This window comes from Pseudomonas sp. GW821-FHT09H03 (genome assembly GCF_059415945.1).
Genome location: NZ_JBWKOF010000014.1, coordinates 87,770 through 108,090 on the forward strand (window position 1 = coordinate 87,770; position 20,321 = coordinate 108,090).

Here is a 20,321-nt window from a genome sequence, read left to right on the forward strand (position 1 = left end):
CGCGTTTTCATGGAAAAGACCAAGCAGGTTGCACCGTCCCCGGTGCCGCGCCATGTCGCGATCATCATGGATGGTAATAATCGCTGGGCGAAAAAACGCTTTATGCCGGGTGTCGCCGGGCATAAAGCGGGTGTGGATGCGGTTCGTGCGGTTATTGAGGTGTGTGCCGAGGCCAAGGTTGAAGTATTGACCCTGTTCGCGTTCTCCAGCGAGAACTGGCAGCGCCCCGCCGATGAGGTCAGCGCCTTGATGGATCTGTTCTTCAAGGCGTTGCGTCGCGAGGCCAAGCGCCTCGACGAAAACAACATCAGTTTGCGCATCATTGGTGACCGCTCGCGCTTTCATCCCGAGCTTCAGGCCGCGATGCGCGAAGCCGAGGCCATGACCGCGGGTGCCAATCGTTTCGTCCTGCAGATCGCCGCCAACTACGGCGGCCAATGGGATATCGCGCAAGCGGCGCAGCGACTGGCAAGGGAAGTCCAGGCCGGGCATCTGCGTCCGGAGGACATTACCCCTGAGTTGTTGCAGACCTGCCTGGCTACCGGTGATCTGCCGTTGCCGGACCTGTGCATCCGCACGGGGGGTGAGCACCGCATCAGCAACTTCCTGTTGTGGCAGCTGGCTTATGCCGAGTTGTACTTCTCCGACCTGTTCTGGCCGGACTTCAAACACGACGCCATGCGTAACGCGCTGGCCGATTTCGCTTCCCGCCAGCGCCGCTTCGGTAAAACGAGCGAGCAGGTCGAAGCTGGAGCCCGGGTTTAATGCTTAAACAACGAATCATCACTGCGCTGATCCTGCTGCCGATAGCCCTGTGCGGGTTTTTTCTGCTCGAGGGTTCCGGTTTTGCGCTGTTCATCGGGCTGGTCGTCACGCTGGGTGCCTGGGAATGGGCACGCCTGGCGGGCTTTACCGCTCAGCCAGTCCGTGTCGCCTATGCCGCTGTCGTCGCCTTGATGTTGTTTGTCATGCACCTTGTGCCGGGGCTGGCGCCCTGGGTACTGGGTGCCTCGGTGCTCTGGTGGGGTGTTGCGACGTGGCTGGTGCTGACCTATCCACGCTCCAGCGAGCATTGGGCCAGCGCGGCCTGCAAGCTGGTGATCGGTCTGCTGATCCTGCTGCCGGCCTGGCAAGGTCTGGTGCAGATCAAGCAGTACCCGCTGGGCAACTGGCTGATCATGGCGGTGATGGTGCTGGTTTGGGGGGCTGACATCGGCGCCTACTTTTCCGGCCGGGCCTTCGGCAAGCGCAAGCTGGCGCCGCAGGTCAGTCCGGGCAAGAGTTGGGAGGGCGTCTACGGAGGCCTGGCCCTGAGTCTGGTCATCACCGTGCTCGTCGGCTTTTTCCGCGACTGGACCGTTGCCGAACTGTTCAAGGGGCTGATCGGCGCGGCCTTGATCGTGTTTATCTCGGTGGTGGGTGACCTCACCGAAAGCATGTTCAAGCGTCAGTCAGGCATCAAGGACAGCAGTAACCTGTTGCCCGGTCACGGTGGCGTGCTGGATCGAATCGACAGCCTGACCGCTGCGATCCCGGTATTTGCCGTACTGCTGTGGATGGCCGCTCCATGAGCCGCCCGCAGCAGATTACCGTTCTGGGTGCTACCGGCTCGATTGGCCTGAGCACCCTTGACGTTATCGCTCGTCATCCCGAGCGTTACCAGGTTTTTGCCCTGAGCGGTTACACGCGCTTGAGCGAGTTGCTGGCGCTTTGCGTACGTCACAACCCGCGTTTCGCCGTGGTGCCCGAGGCGGCAGGGGGGCGACGCCTGCAGGACGATTTGCGTGCTGCGGGCCTTGCCACCCGTGTCCTGGTGGGTGAGGAGGGCCTGTGCCAGGTGGCCGCCGATTCTGAAGTCGACGCGGTCATGGCGGCGATTGTCGGTGCGGCAGGCTTGCGTCCGACACTGGCAGCGGTCGAGGCCGGCAAAAAAATTCTGCTGGCCAACAAAGAAGCGCTGGTCATGTCCGGTGCGCTGTTCATGCAGGCAGTGCGCAAGAGTGGGTCGGTGTTGCTGCCGATCGACAGTGAGCACAACGCGATTTTCCAGTGCATGCCGCGCGATTTCGCCCGTGGCCTGGGCGAAGTGGGGGTGCGTCGGATTTTACTGACAGCCTCCGGCGGTCCGTTCCGACAGACACCCATGGCCGAACTGGCGCATGTTTCACCTGATCAGGCGTGCGCGCACCCGAATTGGTCCATGGGGCGCAAGATTTCTGTCGACTCGGCCAGCATGATGAACAAAGGGCTCGAATTGATCGAGGCCTGCTGGCTGTTCGATGCCCAGCCGTCCCAGGTCGAAGTGGTGATCCATCCGCAGAGCGTGATTCATTCGCTGGTCGATTATGTGGACGGGTCCGTGCTGGCTCAACTGGGCAACCCGGACATGCGTACACCGATCGCCAATGCGCTGGCGTGGCCGGAACGAATCGACTCGGGCGTGGCGCCACTGGATCTGTTTGCCATTGCCCGCCTGGATTTCGAGGCGCCCGACGAAGAGCGTTTCCCGTGTCTGCGGCTGGCCCGGCAGGCTGCGCAAGCCGGTAACAGTGCGCCGGCCATGCTCAATGCTGCGAACGAAGTGGCTGTGGCGGCATTTCTCGACGGACGGGTACGTTACCTGGAAATCGCGAGTATCATCGAGGAAGTATTGAATCTCGAGCCCGTGGTCGTAGTGAATGATCTGCAGACAGTGTTCACGGCGGACGCGAAGGCGCGAGAACTGGCCGGACACTGGTTGAGTCGTCACGGGCGGTAAGTGCTGCGCACAGATTGAACCCATGCAGCAGCGGATAGGATTGCGGAGAAAGTAGATGAGCGCGCTCTATATGATTGTCGGCACCCTGGTCGCTTTGGGTGTGCTGGTTACCTTCCACGAGTTCGGCCACTTTTGGGTCGCGCGTCGCTGTGGGGTCAAAGTGCTGCGTTTCTCCGTGGGCTTTGGCATGCCGTTGCTGCGCTGGCACGACAAGCAGGGTACCGAGTTCGTAGTGGCCGCCATCCCGTTGGGCGGCTACGTGAAAATGCTCGACGAGCGCGAAGGTGAAGTTCCCCTCGACCAGATCGATCAGTCTTTCAACCGTAAATCTGTCCGCCAGCGTATTGCTATCGTAGCGGCAGGACCGATTGCCAACTTCCTGCTGGCCTTGGTGTTCTTCTGGGCGCTGGCGATGCTGGGAAGCGAGCAGGTGCGCCCGGTCATCGGCGCAGTCGAGTCTGGCAGCATTGCCGCGAAGGCCGGGTTGAGCCCGGGCCAGGAAATTGTTGCCATCGACGGCGAACCGACTACCGGCTGGGCTGCGGTGAATCTGCAATTGGTCCGTCGCCTGGGGGAAAGCGGTTCCTTGCAGGTAATGGTCCGTGAGCAGGGTTCCACGGCTGATTCGCCGCGCGAACTGGCGCTGGATAAATGGCTGAAAGGGGCCGATGAGCCCGATCCGATTCATTCGCTGGGTATTCGCCCTTGGCGTCCGGCGTTGCCGCCGGTGCTGGCTGAGCTCGATCCGAAAGGGCCAGCCCAGGCGGCCGGCCTGAAGACCGGTGACCGCTTGCTGGCGCTCGATGGTCGCCCGCTCGAGGACTGGCAGCAGGTCGTTGATACCGTGCGCAAGCAGCCGGACAGCAAAATCATGCTGCGGGTCGAGCGTGACGGTGCGCAGATCGATGTCCCTGTCACCCTGGCTGCCCGTGGCGAGAGCAAGGCACCCAGTGGATACCTGGGGGCGGGTGTCAAGGCGGTGGACTGGCCGCCGGAGATGGTTCGCGAGGTAAGCTACGGTCCGCTGGCCGCGATTGGCGAAGGTGCACGACGTACCTGGACCATGAGCGTACTGACCCTCGATTCGCTCAAGAAAATGTTGTTCGGCGAGCTCTCGGTAAAAAACTTGAGTGGACCGATAACCATTGCTAAAGTGGCGGGCGCTTCGGCCCAGTCGGGTGTCGCTGATTTCCTGAATTTCCTTGCGTATCTGAGTATTAGCCTGGGAGTTCTGAATCTGCTGCCCATTCCTGTACTGGATGGGGGGCATTTGTTGTTTTATCTGATCGAGTGGGCGCGTGGTCGTCCCTTGTCAGATCGGGTGCAAGGTTGGGGGATACAGATCGGTATCAGTTTGGTGATCGGAGTGATGTTGCTCGCTCTGGTCAATGATCTGGGCCGTCTGTAACGTCGCTGAATTGCGAATCTGCCGCATTTTGCGGCAGTTTGTTTATTGCCAGTTGGAATAAGAAAGGACTTCATGAAACGTCTGCTGCTAACTGCGGTTCTCACCGTATTGATGATCGCCGAAGTTCACGCCGAGTCCTTCACTATCTCTGATATTCGCGTCAATGGCCTCCAGCGGGTCTCCGCGGGTAGCGTCTTTGGTGCCTTGCCGTTGAACGTCGGTGAACAGGCGGATGATCGTCGCCTGGTGGAATCCACTCGTGCGTTGTTCAAAACCGGTTTCTTTCAAGATATCCAGCTGGGTCGCGATGGCAACGTACTTGTCATCACGGTAGTGGAGCGTCCATCGGTCGCCAGTATCGAGATCGAAGGCAACAAGGCGATCTCCACTGAAGATCTGATGAAAGGCCTCAAGCAATCCGGTCTGGCCGAAGGCGAGATCTTCCAGCGCGCCACCCTCGAAGGTGTACGTAACGAACTGCAGCGCCAGTACGTCGCTCAGGGTCGCTACTCGGCTACCGTCGATACCGAAGTCGTGCCGCAGCCGCGTAACCGCGTCGGCCTGAAGGTCAACATCAACGAAGGTACGGTTGCCGCTATCCAGCACATCAACGTGGTGGGTAACACCGTCTTCCCTGAAGAAGACCTGGTCGACCTGTTCGAACTCAAGACCACCAACTGGTTGTCGTTCTTCAAGAACGACGACAAGTACGCCCGTGAAAAACTGTCCGGTGACCTGGAGCGCCTGCGTTCCTACTACCTGGATCGTGGCTATATCAACATGGATATCGCTTCGACCCAGGTTTCGATCACTCCGGACAAAAAGCACGTCTATATCACTGTCAACGTCAACGAAGGCGAGAAGTACACCGTTCGTGACGTCAAGCTCAGCGGTGACCTGAAAGTCCCTGAAGACCAGGTCAAGTCGCTGTTGCTGGTTGAGAAGGGCCAGGTGTTCTCGCGCAAGCTGATGACCACCACGTCTGAACTGATCACCCGTCGTCTGGGTAACGAGGGTTACACCTTCGCCAACGTCAACGGCGTGCCAGTGCCTCACGATGACGACCACACCGTGGACATCACCTTCGCTGTCGATCCGGGCAAGCGTGCTTACGTCAATCGCATCAACTTCCGTGGCAATACCAAGTCCGAAGACGAAGTACTGCGTCGTGAAATGCGTCAGATGGAAGGCGGCTGGGCTTCGACCTACCTGATCGACCAATCCAAGACCCGTCTGGAGCGTCTGGGCTTCTTCAAGGAAGTCAACGTAGAGACTCCGGCCGTGCCAGGTGTCGATGACCAGGTCGATGTCAACTACAGCGTTGAAGAGCAGGCTTCCGGTTCGATCACCGCCAGCGTCGGTTTCGCCCAGAGCGCGGGCTTGATTCTCGGTGGTTCGATCACCCAGAACAACTTCCTGGGTACCGGTAACAAGGTCAGCGTCGGCCTGACCAAAAGCGAATACCAGACCCGCTACAACTTCGGTTTCGTTGACCCCTACTGGACCGCCGATGGCGTGAGCCTGGGTTACAACGCGTTCTACCGCACGACTGACTACGATGAACTCGATACTGACGTTGCCAGCTACGCCGTAGACAGCCTGGGTGCCGGTGTGAGTGTCGGTTATCCAATCAGCGAGACTTCGCGTCTGACCTTCGGCCTGAATGCGCAACAAGACGAAATCAAGACCGGCGTTTACACCGTTGACGAGATTTTCGACTTCGTAAACCAGGAAGGCGACAAGTACCTGAACTTCAAGGCGTCGGCCGGTTGGTCCGAGTCCACCCTGAACAAGGGCGTGCTCGCCACCCGTGGCCACTCCCAGAGCCTGGTGCTGGAAAGCACCATCCCTGGCAGCGACCTGTCGTTCTTCAAGCTCGACTACCGTGGCCAGTTGTTCCAGCCGCTGACCGAAAACTACACGGTGCGCCTGCATACCGAATTGGGTTATGGCGATGGTTACGGTTCGACCGATGGCTTGCCGTTCTATGAAAACTACTATGCTGGTGGCTTCAACTCGGTACGTGGCTTCAAGGACAGCTCCCTGGGTCCTCGCAGTACGCCAAGTACCGGCAAGAATCCCGGCACCGCGTTTGACCCGGACCAGGATCCGCTGCCGTTTGGTGGTAACGTCCTGATCCAGGGTGGTGCAGAGCTGCTGTTCCCTCTGCCGTTCGTCAAGGATCAACGTTCCCTGCGCACCTCGGTATTCTGGGATGTGGGTAACGTATTCGACTCGTCGTGCTCCGATAGCACCAACGCCGATGGCACTCCGTCCAAGACCAAGTGCGACGACATCAGCCTGAGCAACATGGCCAGTTCTGTCGGTTTAGGCGTGACCTGGGTGACTGCGCTGGGTCCTCTGAGCTTCGCTTTGGCCATGCCAGTGAAGAAACCGGATGACGCTGATACTCAAGTGTTCCAATTCTCCCTCGGCCAGACGTTCTAAGCGTCTGACCCAAGATAACGACAACGGATTTTTTAGGGGTGCATCGTGCGTAAGTTGACTCAATTGGTTCTGCTGGCTTCCGTACTGGTAGCAGGCCCGGCATTTGCCGACATGAAAATCGCTGTCCTGAACTATCAGATGGCTCTGCTGGAATCCGACGCAGCCAAGAAATACGCTGTGGATGCCGAGAAGAAGTTCGGTCCTCAGTTGACCAAGCTCAAGACGCTGGAAAGCAGCGCCAAGGGCATCCAGGATCGTCTGGTGGCAGGTGGCGACAAGATGCAGCAAGGCGAGCGTGAGCGCCTTGAGCTCGAGTTCAAGCAAAAGGCCCGTGACTTCCAGTTCCAGTCCAAGGAGCTGAACGAAGCCAAAGCTGTTGCCGACCGTGAAATGCTGAAGCAGCTCAAGCCGAAACTGGACAGCGCTGTGGAAGAAGTCATCAAGAAAGGTGCTTTTGACCTGGTCTTCGAGCGTGGCGCAGTGATTGATGTCAAACCTCAGTACGACATCACTCGCCAGGTTATCGAGCGCATGAATCAGCTGAAGTAACCATGACAGCGACTATAAAGCTCGGCCAGCTGGCCGAGTTCCTCGGCGCCACGTTACGTGGCGACCCGGAGAAAGCAATCACTGGGCTAGCCACCTTGCAGGAGGCTGGCCCAGCTCAGTTGAGCTTTCTGGCAAATCCTCAATACCGTAAATACCTGGCAGACAGCCGGGCCGCAGCCCTGTTGCTGAAGGCTGCTGATGCCGAAGGTTTTTCCGGTGATGCCCTGGTGGTGCCTGATCCGTACCTGGCCTACGCGCGCATTTCCCATTTGTTCGATCCCAAGCCCAAGGCAGTTGCCGGTATTCACCCGACAGCGGCAGTGGCCGAGGACGCAGTGGTTGATCCGGCAGCGAGCATCGGTGCGTTTGCGGTAATCGAAAGCGGCGCGCGTATTGCGGCGGGCGTGACCATCGGCGCTCATTGCTTCATCGGTGCGCGCTGCGAAATCGGCGAAGGCGGCTGGTTGGCCCCGCGTGTCACGCTGTACCACGACGTGCGCATCGGCAAGCGAGTGGTCATTCAGTCCGGCGCCGTGCTCGGCGGGGAAGGCTTCGGTTTTGCCAACGAGAAAGGTGTCTGGCAGAAAATCGCTCAGATCGGTGGTGTGTTGGTCGGTGACGATGTTGAGATCGGCGTGAATACCGCTATAGATCGCGGCGCGCTGGCCGATACCATTCTCGGTAATGGCGTCAAGCTCGACAACCAGATCCAGATTGCCCACAACGTGCAGGTCGGCGATCACACCGCCATGGCTGCCTGCGTGGGGATTTCCGGCAGCACCAAGATCGGCAAGCATTGCATGCTTGCCGGTGGCGTAGGGCTGGTGGGGCATATCGAAATTTGCGACAACGTTTTCATCACCGGAATGACCATGGTGACCCATTCGATAACCGAAAAGGGTGCCTATTCTTCCGGTACAGCCATGCAACCGGCTGCCGAGTGGCGCAAAAGCGCGGCACGCATCCGCCAGCTCGATGACATCGCGCGGCGACTGCGACAACTGGAAAAGCAGGTTGGGGAAGTGACCCCTGACGGTAATGCTTCATCAGATGGCTGATACCATTTCCATATCAAGTATGCACAGCTACTAGACTGCATCCTTGATTTGCTAGAGGAGTGCGTGCCCCTCGCGCGCTCCCAATCTTTACATAGGCTTCCCCCCGAAATGATGGACATCAACGAGATTCGCGAATACCTGCCTCACCGTTACCCGTTCCTGCTGGTGGACCGGGTAGTGGACCTCGATGTGGAAGGCAAGCGCATTCGCGCCTACAAGAATGTCAGCATCAACGAACCGTTCTTCAATGGTCATTTCCCTGCGCATCCAATCATGCCGGGCGTACTGATCATCGAAGCGATGGCTCAGGCTGCCGGGATCCTTGGTTTCAAAATGCTCGATGTGAAGCCGGCCGACGGCACCCTTTACTACTTCGTCGGCTCCGACAAGCTGCGCTTCCGTCAGCCGGTGTTGCCGGGCGATCAGTTGATCCTTGAAGCCAAGTTCCTGAGCTGCAAGCGTCAGATCTGGAAGTTCGAATGCCAGGCTTCGGTCGATGGCAAGCCGGTCTGCTCCGCTGAAATCATCTGTGCGGAACGCAAGCTATGAGTTTGATTGACCCTCGCGCAATCATCGATCCGACGGCCGTACTGGCCGAGGGTGTCGAGGTCGGCCCATGGTCGATCATCGGCGCAGGTGTGGAAATCGGCGAGGGGACAGTGATCGGGCCACACGTGATCCTCAAAGGGCCGACCCGGATTGGTAAGCACAACCGCATCTACCAGTTTTCCTCGGTGGGTGAAGACACGCCGGACCTCAAATACAAAGGCGAAGAGACCCGCCTGGTAATTGGCGACCACAACACCATCCGTGAGGGCGTGACGATTCACCGTGGCACCATCCAGGACCGTGCGGAAACGACCCTGGGCGATCACAATCTGATCATGGCCTACGCGCACATCGGTCACGACAGTGTCATCGGCAATCATTGCATCCTGGTGAACAACACTGCACTGGCTGGCCACGTGCACGTGCATGACTGGGCGATCCTGTCCGGCTTTACCCTGGTCCATCAGTACTGCCACATCGGCGCTCACAGCTTTTCCGGCATGGGCACCGCCATCGGCAAGGATGTTCCTGCCTACGTCACAGTGTTCGGTAACCCGGCCGAAGCCCGCAGCATGAACTTCGAAGGCATGCGCCGTCGTGGTTTCAGCGAGGACGCCATTCACGCCCTGCGTCGCGCCTACAAGGTGGTTTACCGCCAGGGCCTGACGGTAGAGCAGGCGCTCGCCGAGCTGGCCGAACCCTCGGCGCAATTCCCGGAAGTGGCGGTATTTCGCGACTCCATCCAGTCTTCGACTCGCGGCATCACCCGCTAATCATGGCCAATCTGCGTATTGCGCTGGTGGCGGGCGAGGCTTCCGGTGACATTTTGGGCGCCGGTCTCATGCGCGCGCTCAAGGCTCAACACCCGGCGGTCGAGTTTATTGGTGTCGGCGGGCCGTTGATGCAGGCCGAAGGCCTGACTTCGTACTTCCCCATGGAACGCCTGTCGGTCATGGGCCTGGTGGAAGTGCTGGGCCGGTTGCGCGAGTTGCTGGCGCGACGCAAGAAGCTGGTTGCCGACCTGATCACCGCGAAGCCGGATGTGTTCATCGGTATCGATGCCCCGGACTTCAACCTCAATATCGAACTCAAGCTGCGTCAGGCCGGGATCAAGACCGTGCATTACGTCAGCCCGTCGGTCTGGGCCTGGCGGCAGAAGCGGGTGCTGAAGATTCGCGAGGGTTGCGACCTGATGCTGACGCTGTTCCCGTTCGAAGCGAAATTCTATGAAGAAAAGGGCGTGCCGGTGCGATTTGTCGGGCACACCCTGGCCGATGCCATACCGCTTGAGGCCGATCGCGCGGCCGCCCGGGCTCAGCTCGGATTGCCTGACGGGCCGCTGGTAGCGCTGATGCCTGGCAGCCGCGGCGGTGAAGTCGGCCGGCTTGGCGCATTGTTTTTCGATACGGCGCAACGCCTGCGGGCCCTGCGTCCGGGCGTGCGCTTCGTCGTGCCTTGCGCCAGCCCGCAGCGTCGGGCGCAGCTTGAAGAGCTGTTGGCCGGTCGCGATTTGCCGCTGACGCTGCTCGACGGTCAGTCCCATCTGGCGCTGGCGGCCTGCGACGCCGTGCTGATTGCCTCGGGAACGGCGACGCTTGAAGCGCTGCTGTACAAGCGGCCAATGGTGGTCGCCTACCGAATGGCGCCTCTGACGTTCTGGATTCTCAGGCGCATGGTGAAAAGCCCGTACGTCTCACTGCCGAACCTGCTGGCCCAACGGTTGCTGGTACCCGAATTGTTGCAGGACGATGCGACGGTCGAGACCCTGGCCCAGACGTTATCGCCACTGATCGAAGGTGGTGAAGAGCAGACTCGTGGCTTCGATGAAATTCACCGGACCCTGCGTCTGGATGCCTCCAATCAGGCTGCGGACGCAGTACTGAAGTTGATCGGCCAAGCACAATGAGTAAAACAAGCATGCAAATGGGCCTGGATTTCACCTTGGTCGCCGAAGTCGAAGAACTGGTTGCCGGAGTCGATGAGGTCGGTCGCGGCCCGCTCTGTGGTGCGGTGGTTACGGCGGCGGTGATCCTTGATCCGAACCGTCCGATCCTCGGTCTGAATGACTCGAAGAAGCTCACCGAGGCGCGGCGCGAAAAACTCTACGACGAAATCTGCGAAAAGGCTCTGAGCTGGTGCATCGCTCGCGCTGAAGTCGAAGAAATCGACGAGCTGAACATCCTTCACGCCACCATGCTGGCCATGCAGCGCGCGGTGGCAGGTCTGCACATCCAGCCGAAACTGGCGATGATCGACGGCAACCGTTGCCCGAAACTGCCGATGCGTGCCGAGGCGGTGGTGCAGGGCGATGGCAAGGTGCCGGCGATCGCCGCGGCATCGATCCTGGCCAAGGTCAGCCGTGACCGTGAAATGGCTGCTTTCGAATTGATCTACCCGGGTTACGGGATCGGCGGCCATAAAGGCTACCCGACGCCCGTTCATCTGGAAGCGCTCGCGCGCCTGGGGCCGACGCCTATTCACCGACGCTCGTTCGCTCCAGTGCGTCTGGCATACGAAGCGCGGGAAAGCCTGATCGAGAGTTAGCCACAAGGCTGATTTTTTTTGCCAAGGCCCGGTACAATCCGGGCCTTGTTGTTTTCATGACTCAACGCAGGATCACTATGCCGGCTTCATTCGTTCATCTACGCCTGCACACTGAATACTCCCTGGTCGACGGTCTGGTGCGGATCAAGCCGCTGGTCAAGACCCTGGTGGGCATGAACATGCCTGCCGTGGCGGTCACCGACCAGAACAACATGTGTTCCCTGGTCAAATTCTATAAAAACGCCATGGGTGCCGGGATCAAGCCGATCTGCGGCGCTGACCTGTGGCTGTCGAACAAGGACCCGGATAACCCGCTGAGCCGCATCAGCCTGCTGGTGATGAATGCCGAAGGTTATCGCAACCTCACCGAGCTGATTTCTCGCGGTTTCATCGATGGTCAGCGCAACGGCTCGATCATCATCGAGCGCGAGTGGGTCGCCGAGGCAAGCGACGGCTTGATCATGCTCTCGGCGGCGAAAGAGGGCGAGATCGGCCAGGCCATGCTCAGCGGCAACCCCGCGGAAGCCGAAACCCTGGCCCGTGAGTGGATGGCGGTCTTCCCGGATCGTTTCTACCTGGAAATCCAGCGCACCAACCGCCCCAACGATGAAGAACAACTGCACGGTGCCGTGGCGCTGGCCGAGAAGATTGGTGCGCCGCTGGTGGCAACCAACGACGTGCGCTTCATCAAGCAGGAAGACTTCGCCGCCCACGAAACCCGCGTTTGCATCGGTGAGGGCCGCGCCCTCGACGATCCGCGGCGTTCGAAGAACTACAGCGACCAGCAGTACCTCAAAAGCGCCGAGGAAATGGCCGAGCTGTTCAGCGACATTCCCGAGGCGCTGGAAAACACCGTCGAGATCGCCAAGCGCTGCAACATTGAAGTGAAGCTGGGCACGCACTTCCTGCCCAACTTCCCGATTCCCGATGGCATGACCATCGACGAGTATTTCCGCAAGGTGTCCTTCGATGGTCTGGAGGAGCGCCTTGCCGTTCTGCTGCCCAAGGACACCACCGAAGACTACGAAGCCAAGCGTCAGGTCTACGTCGACCGGCTGAATTTCGAGCTGGATATCATCATCCAGATGGGTTTCCCCGGTTACTTCCTGATCGTGATGGACTTTATCCAGTGGGCCAAGAGCAACGGCGTGCCGGTAGGTCCTGGCCGGGGGTCGGGTGCCGGCTCGCTGGTGGCTTATGTGCAGAAGATCACCGACCTTGATCCGCTGGAATATGACCTGCTGTTCGAACGTTTTCTCAACCCGGAACGGGTATCGATGCCCGACTTCGACGTCGACTTCTGCATGGATGGTCGCGACCGGGTGATCGACTACGTGGCCGAGAAATACGGCCGCAACGCAGTGAGCCAGATCATCACCTTCGGTTCCATGGCCGCCAAGGCTGTGGTGCGTGACGTGGCGCGGGTGCAGGGCAAGTCCTATGGCCTGGCGGATCGCCTGTCCAAGATGATTCCGTTCGAAGTCGGCATGACCCTGGAAAAGGCCTACGAGCAGGAAGAAATCCTGCGCGACTTCATCAAGGTCGATGAAGAAGCGGCGGAAATCTGGGAGATGGCCCGCAAGCTTGAAGGCGTGGTGCGTAACGTCGGCAAGCACGCCGGTGGTGTGGTTATCGCACCGACCAAGCTGACCGACTTTTCGCCGATCTATTGCGACGAAGCCGGTGATGGCCTGGTAACCCAGTTCGACAAGGACGACGTTGAAGCTGCCGGGCTGGTGAAGTTCGACTTCCTCGGCCTGCGGACCCTGACGATCATCGACTGGGCGCTGAAAACCATCAACCGCGACCGCGCCAAGGTCAACGAACCGCCGCTGGATATCGCCTTTATCCCGCTGGACGACAAGCCGACCTACTCGCTGCTGCAAAAAGCCGAAACCACGGCGGTGTTCCAGCTTGAATCCCGGGGCATGAAAGAGCTGATCAAAAAGCTCAAGCCCGACTGCCTGGAAGACTTGATCGCACTGGTGGCACTGTTCCGTCCGGGCCCGCTGCAATCGGGCATGGTGGACGACTTCATCAACCGTAAGCACGGTCGCGCCGAACTGGCGTACCCGCACTCGGATTACCAGTACGAAGGCTTGAAGCCAGTGCTGGCACCGACCTACGGCATCATCCTGTATCAGGAACAGGTGATGCAGATTGCCCAGGTCATGGCCGGTTACACCCTCGGCGGCGCAGACATGCTGCGTCGAGCCATGGGTAAGAAAAAGCCCGAGGAGATGGCCAAGCAACGCGGTGGTTTCATTGAAGGTTGCGCCACCAACAACATCGACGCGGACCTGGCCGGTAACATCTTCGACCTGGTGGAAAAATTCGCCGGTTACGGCTTCAACAAATCCCACTCGGCGGCGTATGGCCTGGTGTCGTACCAGACCGCGTGGCTGAAAGCGCATTACCCGGCGCCGTTCATGGCGGCGGTGCTCTCGGCGGATATGCACAACACCGACAAGGTCGTGACCTTGATCGAGGAAGTGCGCACGATGAAGCTGCGTCTCGACGCGCCGGACGTGAACACCTCCGAGTTCAAATTCACGGTGAACGACGAAGGCCGGATCATCTATGGCCTGGGCGCGATCAAGGGCGTGGGCGAGGGGCCGGTCGAAGCGATCACCGAAGCGCGGTTGGCCGGTCCGTTCAAGGATCTGTTCGATTTCTGCGCCCGTGTCGACCTCAAGCGCATCAACAAGCGGACCCTTGACGGCTTGATCCGCAGCGGTGCCCTGGATCGCCTTGGCCCGTATTTCCATGATGAACAGAAGGCCTATCAGGCCAATATCGACCGCAACCGCGCGGTATTGCTGACGGCCATGGAAGAAGCCATCAAGGCGGCCGAGCAGACTGCCCGCACCCAGGACAGTGGGCACGCCGACCTGTTTGGCGGGTTATTCGTCGAGGAAGACGCCGACGTCTACGCCAACCACCGCAAGGCCAAGGAGTTGACCCTCAAGGAACGCCTGAAAGGGGAAAAAGACACCCTGGGCCTGTACCTGACCGGTCACCCGATTGATGAATACGAAGGTGAAATCCGCCGCTTCGCCCGTCAGCGCATCATCGACCTGAAGCCGGCCCGCGATACCCAGACCGTCGCCGGGATGATCATCGCCCTGCGGGTGATGAAGAACAAAAAGGGCGACAAGATGGGCTTCATCACCCTTGACGACCGTTCCGGGCGAATCGAGGCTTCGTTGTTTGCCGAAGCGTTCCATTCCGCGCAGTCGCTGTTGCAGACCGATGCCATGGTGGTGGTCGAAGGCGAGGTCAGCAATGACGACTTCTCCGGTGGCCTGAAGCTGCGGGTCAAGCGGGTGATGAGCATGGAAGATGCGCGCACCAACCTCGCCGAAAGCCTGCGCCTGAAGTTGCATGCCAAAGACCTCAAGGGCGATCAGCTACGCTGGCTGGGTGAACTGCTCAAGCGTCACCGCGGCGCGTGCCCGGTCACCATGGACTACACCAGCCCTGACGCCAAGGCCTTGTTGCAGTTCGGCGAAGGCTGGCGAATCGATCCGGCGGATGCGTTGATTCAAGCCTTGCGTGACCAGTTCGGGCGAGACAACGTCTTCCTCCAATACCGTTGACGGTGAGGTGGCATTCTTTACTATTGAGAACGCCCCTCGATCTCGACCCGATTTTTTAATCTCGACCTGAACGCGCCTGTCCCTTATGGTAGGGCGCGAATAGACAACCGGCCGGCCCAAGCTCTCTTGGATGTCGACCCAAGACGGACGCCTATGAACCCGAATTTCCTGGATTTCGAACAGCCGATCGCCGACCTGCAAGCCAAGATCGAAGAGTTGCGCTTGGTCGGTAATGACAATTCGCTGAATATCGGCGATGAGATCTCCCGCCTGCAGGACAAAAGCAAAACGCTGACCGAAGACATCTTCGGCAAGCTGACCAGCTGGCAAATCGCACGTCTGGCGCGTCACCCGAAACGTCCTTATACCCTGGACTACATCGAACACATCTTCACCGAGTTCGATGAACTGCACGGTGACCGTCACTTCTCCGACGACGCAGCCATCGTTGGCGGCATTGCCCGTCTGGATGACAAGCCAGTAATGATCATCGGCCACCAGAAAGGCCGTGAAGTGCGCGAGAAGGTTCGCCGCAACTTCGGCATGCCGCGTCCGGAAGGCTACCGCAAGGCTTGCCGCCTGATGGAGATGGCCGAGCGCTTCAAAATGCCGATCCTGACCTTCATCGACACCCCGGGCGCCTACCCTGGCATCGACGCCGAAGAGCGCAACCAGAGCGAAGCGATTGCCTGGAACCTGCGCGTGATGGCGCGCCTGAAAACGCCAATCATCGCCACCGTGATCGGTGAAGGTGGTTCCGGTGGTGCGCTGGCGATTGGTGTCTGCGATCAGTTGAACATGCTGCAGTACTCGACCTACGCGGTGATCTCGCCGGAAGGTTGCGCTTCGATCCTGTGGAAAACCGCCGAGAAAGCGCCGGACGCCGCAGAAGCCATGGGCATCACCGCCGAACGCCTCAAAGGCCTTGGCATCGTGGATAAAGTGATCAGCGAGCCACTGGGCGGCGCGCACCGCGATCCGGCCGCTGCTGCTGCTTCGATCCGCGCCGAGCTGAGCTCGCAACTGGCGATGCTGAAAAAGTTCGACAACGATGCGCTGCTCAAGCGCCGTTACGATCGTCTGATGAGCTACGGTCTGTAATCGACCACGCAATACCCCATGTGGGAGCGGGCTTGCTCGCGAAAGCGGTATAACATTCAACACATTCGTTGTCTGTTGTACTGCTTTCGCGAGCAAGCCCGCTCCCACATTTGATTTGTGCAAAGGGAAAGATATGGATCGGCCCGCAATTGATTTGCCTTCCAGGCTTTTGCTGAGTCTGAAACCGTGGCGCAATGCTGCGACCTGGCACATCGCCTTCTCCGGCGGCCTCGACTCCACCGTCCTGCTGCACCTTCTTGCACTCCTCGCAAAAACCGAATCCCTGCCGGCGCTGAGCGCCATCCATGTCCATCACGGCCTTCAGGCTGTGGCTGATGCGTGGCCGGAGCATTGCCAGTCCGTTTGTAATGCGCTTGCAGTCCCGCTGCAGGTGGTTCGCGTACAGGTGCAACCCGGCTCCAGTCTTGAGCGAGCGGCCCGGGATGCGCGCTACGCGGCGTTCATGGAGGCCACTCAAGCCAACGAAGTGCTGCTGACCGCCCAGCACCGCGACGATCAGGCGGAAACGCTGCTGTTTCGCTTGTTGCGCGGAGCCGGCGTGCGCGGATTGTCTGCAATGCCGCGTCAGCGCCCGTTGGGCAGGGGTTATTTGCTGCGGCCAATGCTTGATGTCACGCGGGCTGAACTGGAGGCTTATGCCTGTGCGCATGGCTTGAGCTGGATCGAGGACCCCTCGAACCAGGATCGACAGTACTCGCGCAATTACCTTCGGCATCAAGTCTTGCCCGTACTGGTCCAGCGCTGGCCGCAAGCGGTGGCGACCATGGCCCGTAGCGCGGCGCATTTGACTGAGGCGCAGGGGTTGCTCGAAGAGCTGGCAGACATGGATTTGCGCATGGCCAGTACTGACAGTGAGTTCGCCTGGCTGGGCTTGCGCTCCCTTGAACTGGCGCCGCTTGCGCAATTGTCCGATGCCCGGCAGCGCAATGCCTTGAGTCATTGGCTCGAACCGCTGACCCGACTGCCAGACACTGACCATTGGTCGGGTTGGGCAGATTTGCGCGATGCCACCGGCGATGCCTGCCCGGTGTGGCGGCTGGCCGATGGCGAGCTGCATCGGGCGGGCGGACGGATCTGGTGGCTGTCCGGCCACTGGCTGCGGCCTCTGCCCGGCGCCGGGGTGTGGCAGGATCCGGCTTCACCGCTGTCTATGCCGGGCAACGGCAGGCTTTCGCTTACCGGCCAAATCCCCGATGGCCCGCTGCAGATCCGCTATCGTGAAGGGGGAGAGGTCATGGCTTTGCCAGGTCGCGGCCATCGGGACTTGAAACGTTTGCTCAATGAACGTGCTGTACCGTCCTTCGTACGCGGCAGATTGCCGCTGCTCTACAAAGACGGGCAATTGCTGGCGGTAGCGAACCTCAAGGGGCTCGATGGCGATGCACTCGGCGACTGGCATTTGCATTGGCAGCCACTGAACGAAGATCAAGGTTTGAGCTGAAAGGGGCTTTCCGGTAGACTACGCTCCCTTCTTGATACAACTTCTGTGGATTCGCCTGAATTGCAGGAGTTGCCGATTACCAAGCAGTCTTTGCTGGGCGATTCCAAAAAATGTGTAGCGAGCAACGTACCGGTGTTTCATCTGCCGGTCTGTCCCAACGCGGCGGTTTTTTTGAAAGGTGCACTGTGATTAATGCAGGTGATCGGGGGCTTCGGCCTTCCTTCGCTTTCCCCGGCGGCTCGGACCGCTTTAACGCAGACTTCTAGGGTTTTTCATGACGCGCTACATATTCGTCACGGGCGGTGTTGTTTCTTCATTGGGGAAAGGCATTGCATCGGCATCATTGGCGGCCATCCTGGAGGCGCGGGGACTTAAGGTCACCATGCTGAAGCTGGACCCGTACATCAACGTCGACCCGGGCACCATGAGCCCGTTCCAGCACGGTGAAGTGTTCGTCACCCACGACGGCGCCGAGACCGACCTGGACCTGGGCCACTACGAGCGGTTCATCCGCACGACCATGACCCAGAACAACAACTTCACCACTGGCCGTGTCTACGAACACGTCCTGCGCAAGGAGCGCCGTGGTGACTACCTGGGTGCAACCATCCAGGTGATCCCGCACATCACCGACGAAATCAAGCGCCGCATCATCAAGGGTGCAGGCGATGCCGACGTGGCAATGGTCGAGATCGGTGGCACCGTGGGTGACATCGAGTCGCAACCGTTCCTCGAAGCCATCCGTCAGTTGCGTTTCGAAGTCGGCGCCAAGCGCGCGATGCTGATGCACCTGACGCTGGTACCGTACATCGCCACTGCCGGCGAAACCAAGACCAAGCCAACCCAGCACTCGGTCAAGGAACTGCGTTCCATCGGCCTGCAGCCTGACGTGCTGGTATGCCGCTCCGACCACCCGATCGATGTGTCTTCGCGTCGCAAGATCGCGCAGTTCACCAACGTTGAAGAACGTGCGGTCATCGCGCTGGAAGACGCCGACACCATCTACAAGATCCCGGGCATCCTGCACTCCCAGGGCCTGGACGACTTCGTCGTCGAGCGCTTCGGCCTGCAATGCGGCGGTGCCGATCTGTCCGAGTGGGAAGCCGTGGTCGACGCCAAGCTCAATCCTGAGCACGAAGTCACCATCGCCATGGTCGGCAAGTACATGGAGCTGCTGGACGCCTACAAGTCGCTGATCGAAGCGATGAGTCACGCCGGCATCAGCAACCGTACCAAGGTCAACCTGCGCTACATCGATTCCGAAGACATCGAAAACCAGGGCACTGCGCTGCTCGAAGGTGTCGATGCGATCCTGGTTCCGGGTGGCTTCGGTCTGCGTGGCGTGGAAGGCAAGATCACTGCCGTTCAATACGCTCGCGAAAACAAGGTTCCGTACCTGGGCATCTGCCTGGGCATGCAAGTGGCCGTGATCGAGTTCGCTCGTAACGTGCTGGGCTGGAAAGACGCCAACTCCACCGAGTTCGACCGTGCCAGCGGCCACCCGGTCGTGGGCCTGATCACCGAGTGGGAAGATGCCACCGGTGCTGTCGAAACCCGTACCGAAGCGTCCGATCTGGGCGGCACCATGCGCCTCGGCGCCCAGGACTGCCTGCTGGAGCCGGGTTCCCTGGTTCACGGTTGCTACGGCAAGGACGTGATCGTCGAGCGTCACCGTCATCGCTACGAAGTGAACAACAACCTGTTGCCGCAAATCATGGAAGCCGGCCTGAAAATCTCCGGTCGCTCCGGTGATGGCGCGCTGGTTGAAGTGGTTGAAGCACCGGATCACCCATGGTTCGTCGCTTGCCAGTTCCACCCGGAGTTCACTTCGACGCCTCGCGACGGTCACCCGTTGTTCAGCGGTTTCGTCAAAGCTGCCTTGGCTCAGCACCAGAAGAAGGCGTAAAACCTGATGGCCCAGAAGATCATCCGCGTCGGCGATATCGAGATTGCCAACGACAAGCCAATGGTGCTGTTCGGTGGCATGAACGTGCTGGAAAGCCGCGACATGGCGATGCAGGTCTGCGAAGAATACGTCAAGGTTACCCAGAAACTGGGTATCCCTTACGTGTTCAAGGCCAGCTTCGACAAGGCCAACCGTTCCTCCGTGACCTCTTACCGTGGCCCCGGCCTGGAAGAGGGCATGCGGATTTTCCAGGACATCAAGCAAGCCTTCGGCGTGCCGATCATCACCGACGTCCACGAGCCTGAGCAGGCCACGGTCGTCGCCGAGGTCTGCGACATCATTCAGCTGCCGGCCTTCCTGTCGCGCCAGACCGACCTCGTTGTCGCGATGGCCAGGACTGGCGCAGTGATCAACATCAAGAAAGCCCAGTTCCTCGCACCCCAGGAAATGAAACACATCCTGAACAAGTGCGTGGAAGCGGGTAACGATCAGTTGATCCTCTGTGAGCGTGGTTCGAGCTTCGGCTACAACAACCTGGTCGTCGACATGCTCGGTTTCGGCATCATGAAGCAGTTCGAGTACCCGGTGTTCTTCGACGTGACCCATGCGCTGCAAATGCCTGGCGGTCGCGCCGATTCCGCCGGCGGTCGTCGTGCCCAGGTCCTCGACCTGGCGAAAGCCGGCATGAGCCAGTCCCTGGCCGGCCTGTTCCTTGAGGCGCATCCGGATCCGGACAACGCCAAATGTGACGGCCCTTGTGCCTTGCGTCTGGACAAACTGGAGCCATTCCTGGCCCAGCTCAAAGCCCTGGACGAACTGGTGAAGAGTTTTCCGACGGTAGAAACCGCGTAATCCTCATTTCTCCGGTAAAGTACCGCACGATTTATTGCTCAGGCCCTCGGGCCTGAGCCTTGTCGTCCGCAAGTCTGCCCGCTGCAT

At 59.7% G+C, this 20,321-nt stretch carries 16 protein-coding genes; all 16 read left to right on the forward strand.

Annotation, left to right across the window (positions count from 1 at the left end; translation table 11 throughout):
* Positions 1–9 precede the first annotated feature (9 nt).
* Positions 10–765, forward strand: a complete 756-nt coding sequence (uppS, locus tag AC07OG_RS20065) for a polyprenyl diphosphate synthase (protein ID WP_060541030.1) — start codon at positions 10–12, stop codon at positions 763–765.
* Complete coding sequence (locus AC07OG_RS20070; protein ID WP_060541031.1) at positions 765–1,571, forward strand: phosphatidate cytidylyltransferase; 807 nt, start codon at positions 765–767, stop codon at positions 1,569–1,571. Before uppS ends, AC07OG_RS20070 begins: the two co-directional genes overlap by 1 nt.
* A complete protein-coding gene (ispC, locus tag AC07OG_RS20075) occupies positions 1,568–2,758 on the forward strand; it encodes a 1-deoxy-D-xylulose-5-phosphate reductoisomerase (protein ID WP_495067889.1) in 1,191 nt (396 codons plus the stop codon). The genes AC07OG_RS20070 and ispC overlap by 4 nt, the downstream gene beginning before the upstream one ends.
* A 55-nt stretch (positions 2,759–2,813) precedes the next feature.
* Positions 2,814–4,166, forward strand: coding sequence for a sigma E protease regulator RseP (gene rseP, locus AC07OG_RS20080; RefSeq protein WP_218424771.1), 1,353 nt, complete (start codon positions 2,814–2,816; stop codon positions 4,164–4,166).
* Between the two features lie 72 nt (positions 4,167–4,238).
* Positions 4,239–6,614 (forward strand): outer membrane protein assembly factor BamA, encoded by a 2,376-nt coding sequence (gene bamA / locus AC07OG_RS20085; protein ID WP_495067890.1) that lies wholly within the window; start codon positions 4,239–4,241, stop codon positions 6,612–6,614.
* 45 nt (positions 6,615–6,659) lie between these two features.
* Positions 6,660–7,163, forward strand: a complete 504-nt coding sequence (locus tag AC07OG_RS20090) for an OmpH/Skp family outer membrane protein (RefSeq protein ID WP_060541035.1) — start codon at positions 6,660–6,662, stop codon at positions 7,161–7,163.
* Positions 7,164–7,165: 2 nt separating this feature from the next.
* Positions 7,166–8,221, forward strand: coding sequence for a UDP-3-O-(3-hydroxymyristoyl)glucosamine N-acyltransferase (lpxD, locus tag AC07OG_RS20095; protein ID WP_060541036.1), 1,056 nt, complete (start codon positions 7,166–7,168; stop codon positions 8,219–8,221).
* Positions 8,222–8,329: 108 nt separating this feature from the next.
* Positions 8,330–8,770, forward strand: a complete 441-nt coding sequence (fabZ, locus tag AC07OG_RS20100) for a 3-hydroxyacyl-ACP dehydratase FabZ (RefSeq protein ID WP_007907157.1) — start codon at positions 8,330–8,332, stop codon at positions 8,768–8,770.
* Complete coding sequence (lpxA, locus tag AC07OG_RS20105; RefSeq protein ID WP_060541037.1) at positions 8,767–9,543, forward strand: acyl-ACP--UDP-N-acetylglucosamine O-acyltransferase; 777 nt, start codon at positions 8,767–8,769, stop codon at positions 9,541–9,543. The genes fabZ and lpxA overlap by 4 nt, the downstream gene beginning before the upstream one ends.
* Before the next feature lie 2 nt (positions 9,544–9,545).
* Entirely contained in the window at positions 9,546–10,676 is a 1,131-nt protein-coding gene (gene lpxB / locus AC07OG_RS20110; protein WP_495067891.1) for a lipid-A-disaccharide synthase, read from the forward strand.
* 11 nt (positions 10,677–10,687) lie between these two features.
* Positions 10,688–11,314 (forward strand): ribonuclease HII, encoded by a 627-nt coding sequence (gene rnhB / locus AC07OG_RS20115; RefSeq protein ID WP_060541039.1) that lies wholly within the window; start codon positions 10,688–10,690, stop codon positions 11,312–11,314.
* 77 nt (positions 11,315–11,391) lie between these two features.
* Positions 11,392–14,913, forward strand: coding sequence for a DNA polymerase III subunit alpha (dnaE, locus tag AC07OG_RS20120; protein WP_060541040.1), 3,522 nt, complete (start codon positions 11,392–11,394; stop codon positions 14,911–14,913).
* A gap of 153 nt (positions 14,914–15,066) precedes the next feature.
* Positions 15,067–16,014 carry an acetyl-CoA carboxylase carboxyltransferase subunit alpha gene (locus AC07OG_RS20125; protein WP_060541041.1) on the forward strand — a complete coding sequence of 316 codons (948 nt, stop codon included), beginning with the start codon at positions 15,067–15,069 and terminating at the stop codon, positions 16,012–16,014.
* Positions 16,015–16,147: 133 nt separating this feature from the next.
* The gene (tilS, locus tag AC07OG_RS20130; RefSeq protein ID WP_495067892.1) at positions 16,148–17,476 is read left to right on the forward strand and encodes a tRNA lysidine(34) synthetase TilS; all 1,329 of its coding nucleotides are present in this window, start codon (positions 16,148–16,150) and stop codon (positions 17,474–17,476) included.
* A 274-nt stretch (positions 17,477–17,750) separates the two neighbouring features.
* Positions 17,751–19,382, forward strand: coding sequence for a CTP synthase (gene pyrG / locus AC07OG_RS20135; protein ID WP_060541043.1), 1,632 nt, complete (start codon positions 17,751–17,753; stop codon positions 19,380–19,382).
* Positions 19,383–19,388: 6 nt separating this feature from the next.
* Positions 19,389–20,234: a 3-deoxy-8-phosphooctulonate synthase gene (gene kdsA / locus AC07OG_RS20140; RefSeq protein WP_495067893.1), complete on the forward strand. Its 846-nt coding sequence runs from the start codon at positions 19,389–19,391 to the stop codon at positions 20,232–20,234.
* Positions 20,235–20,321 lie beyond the last annotated feature (87 nt).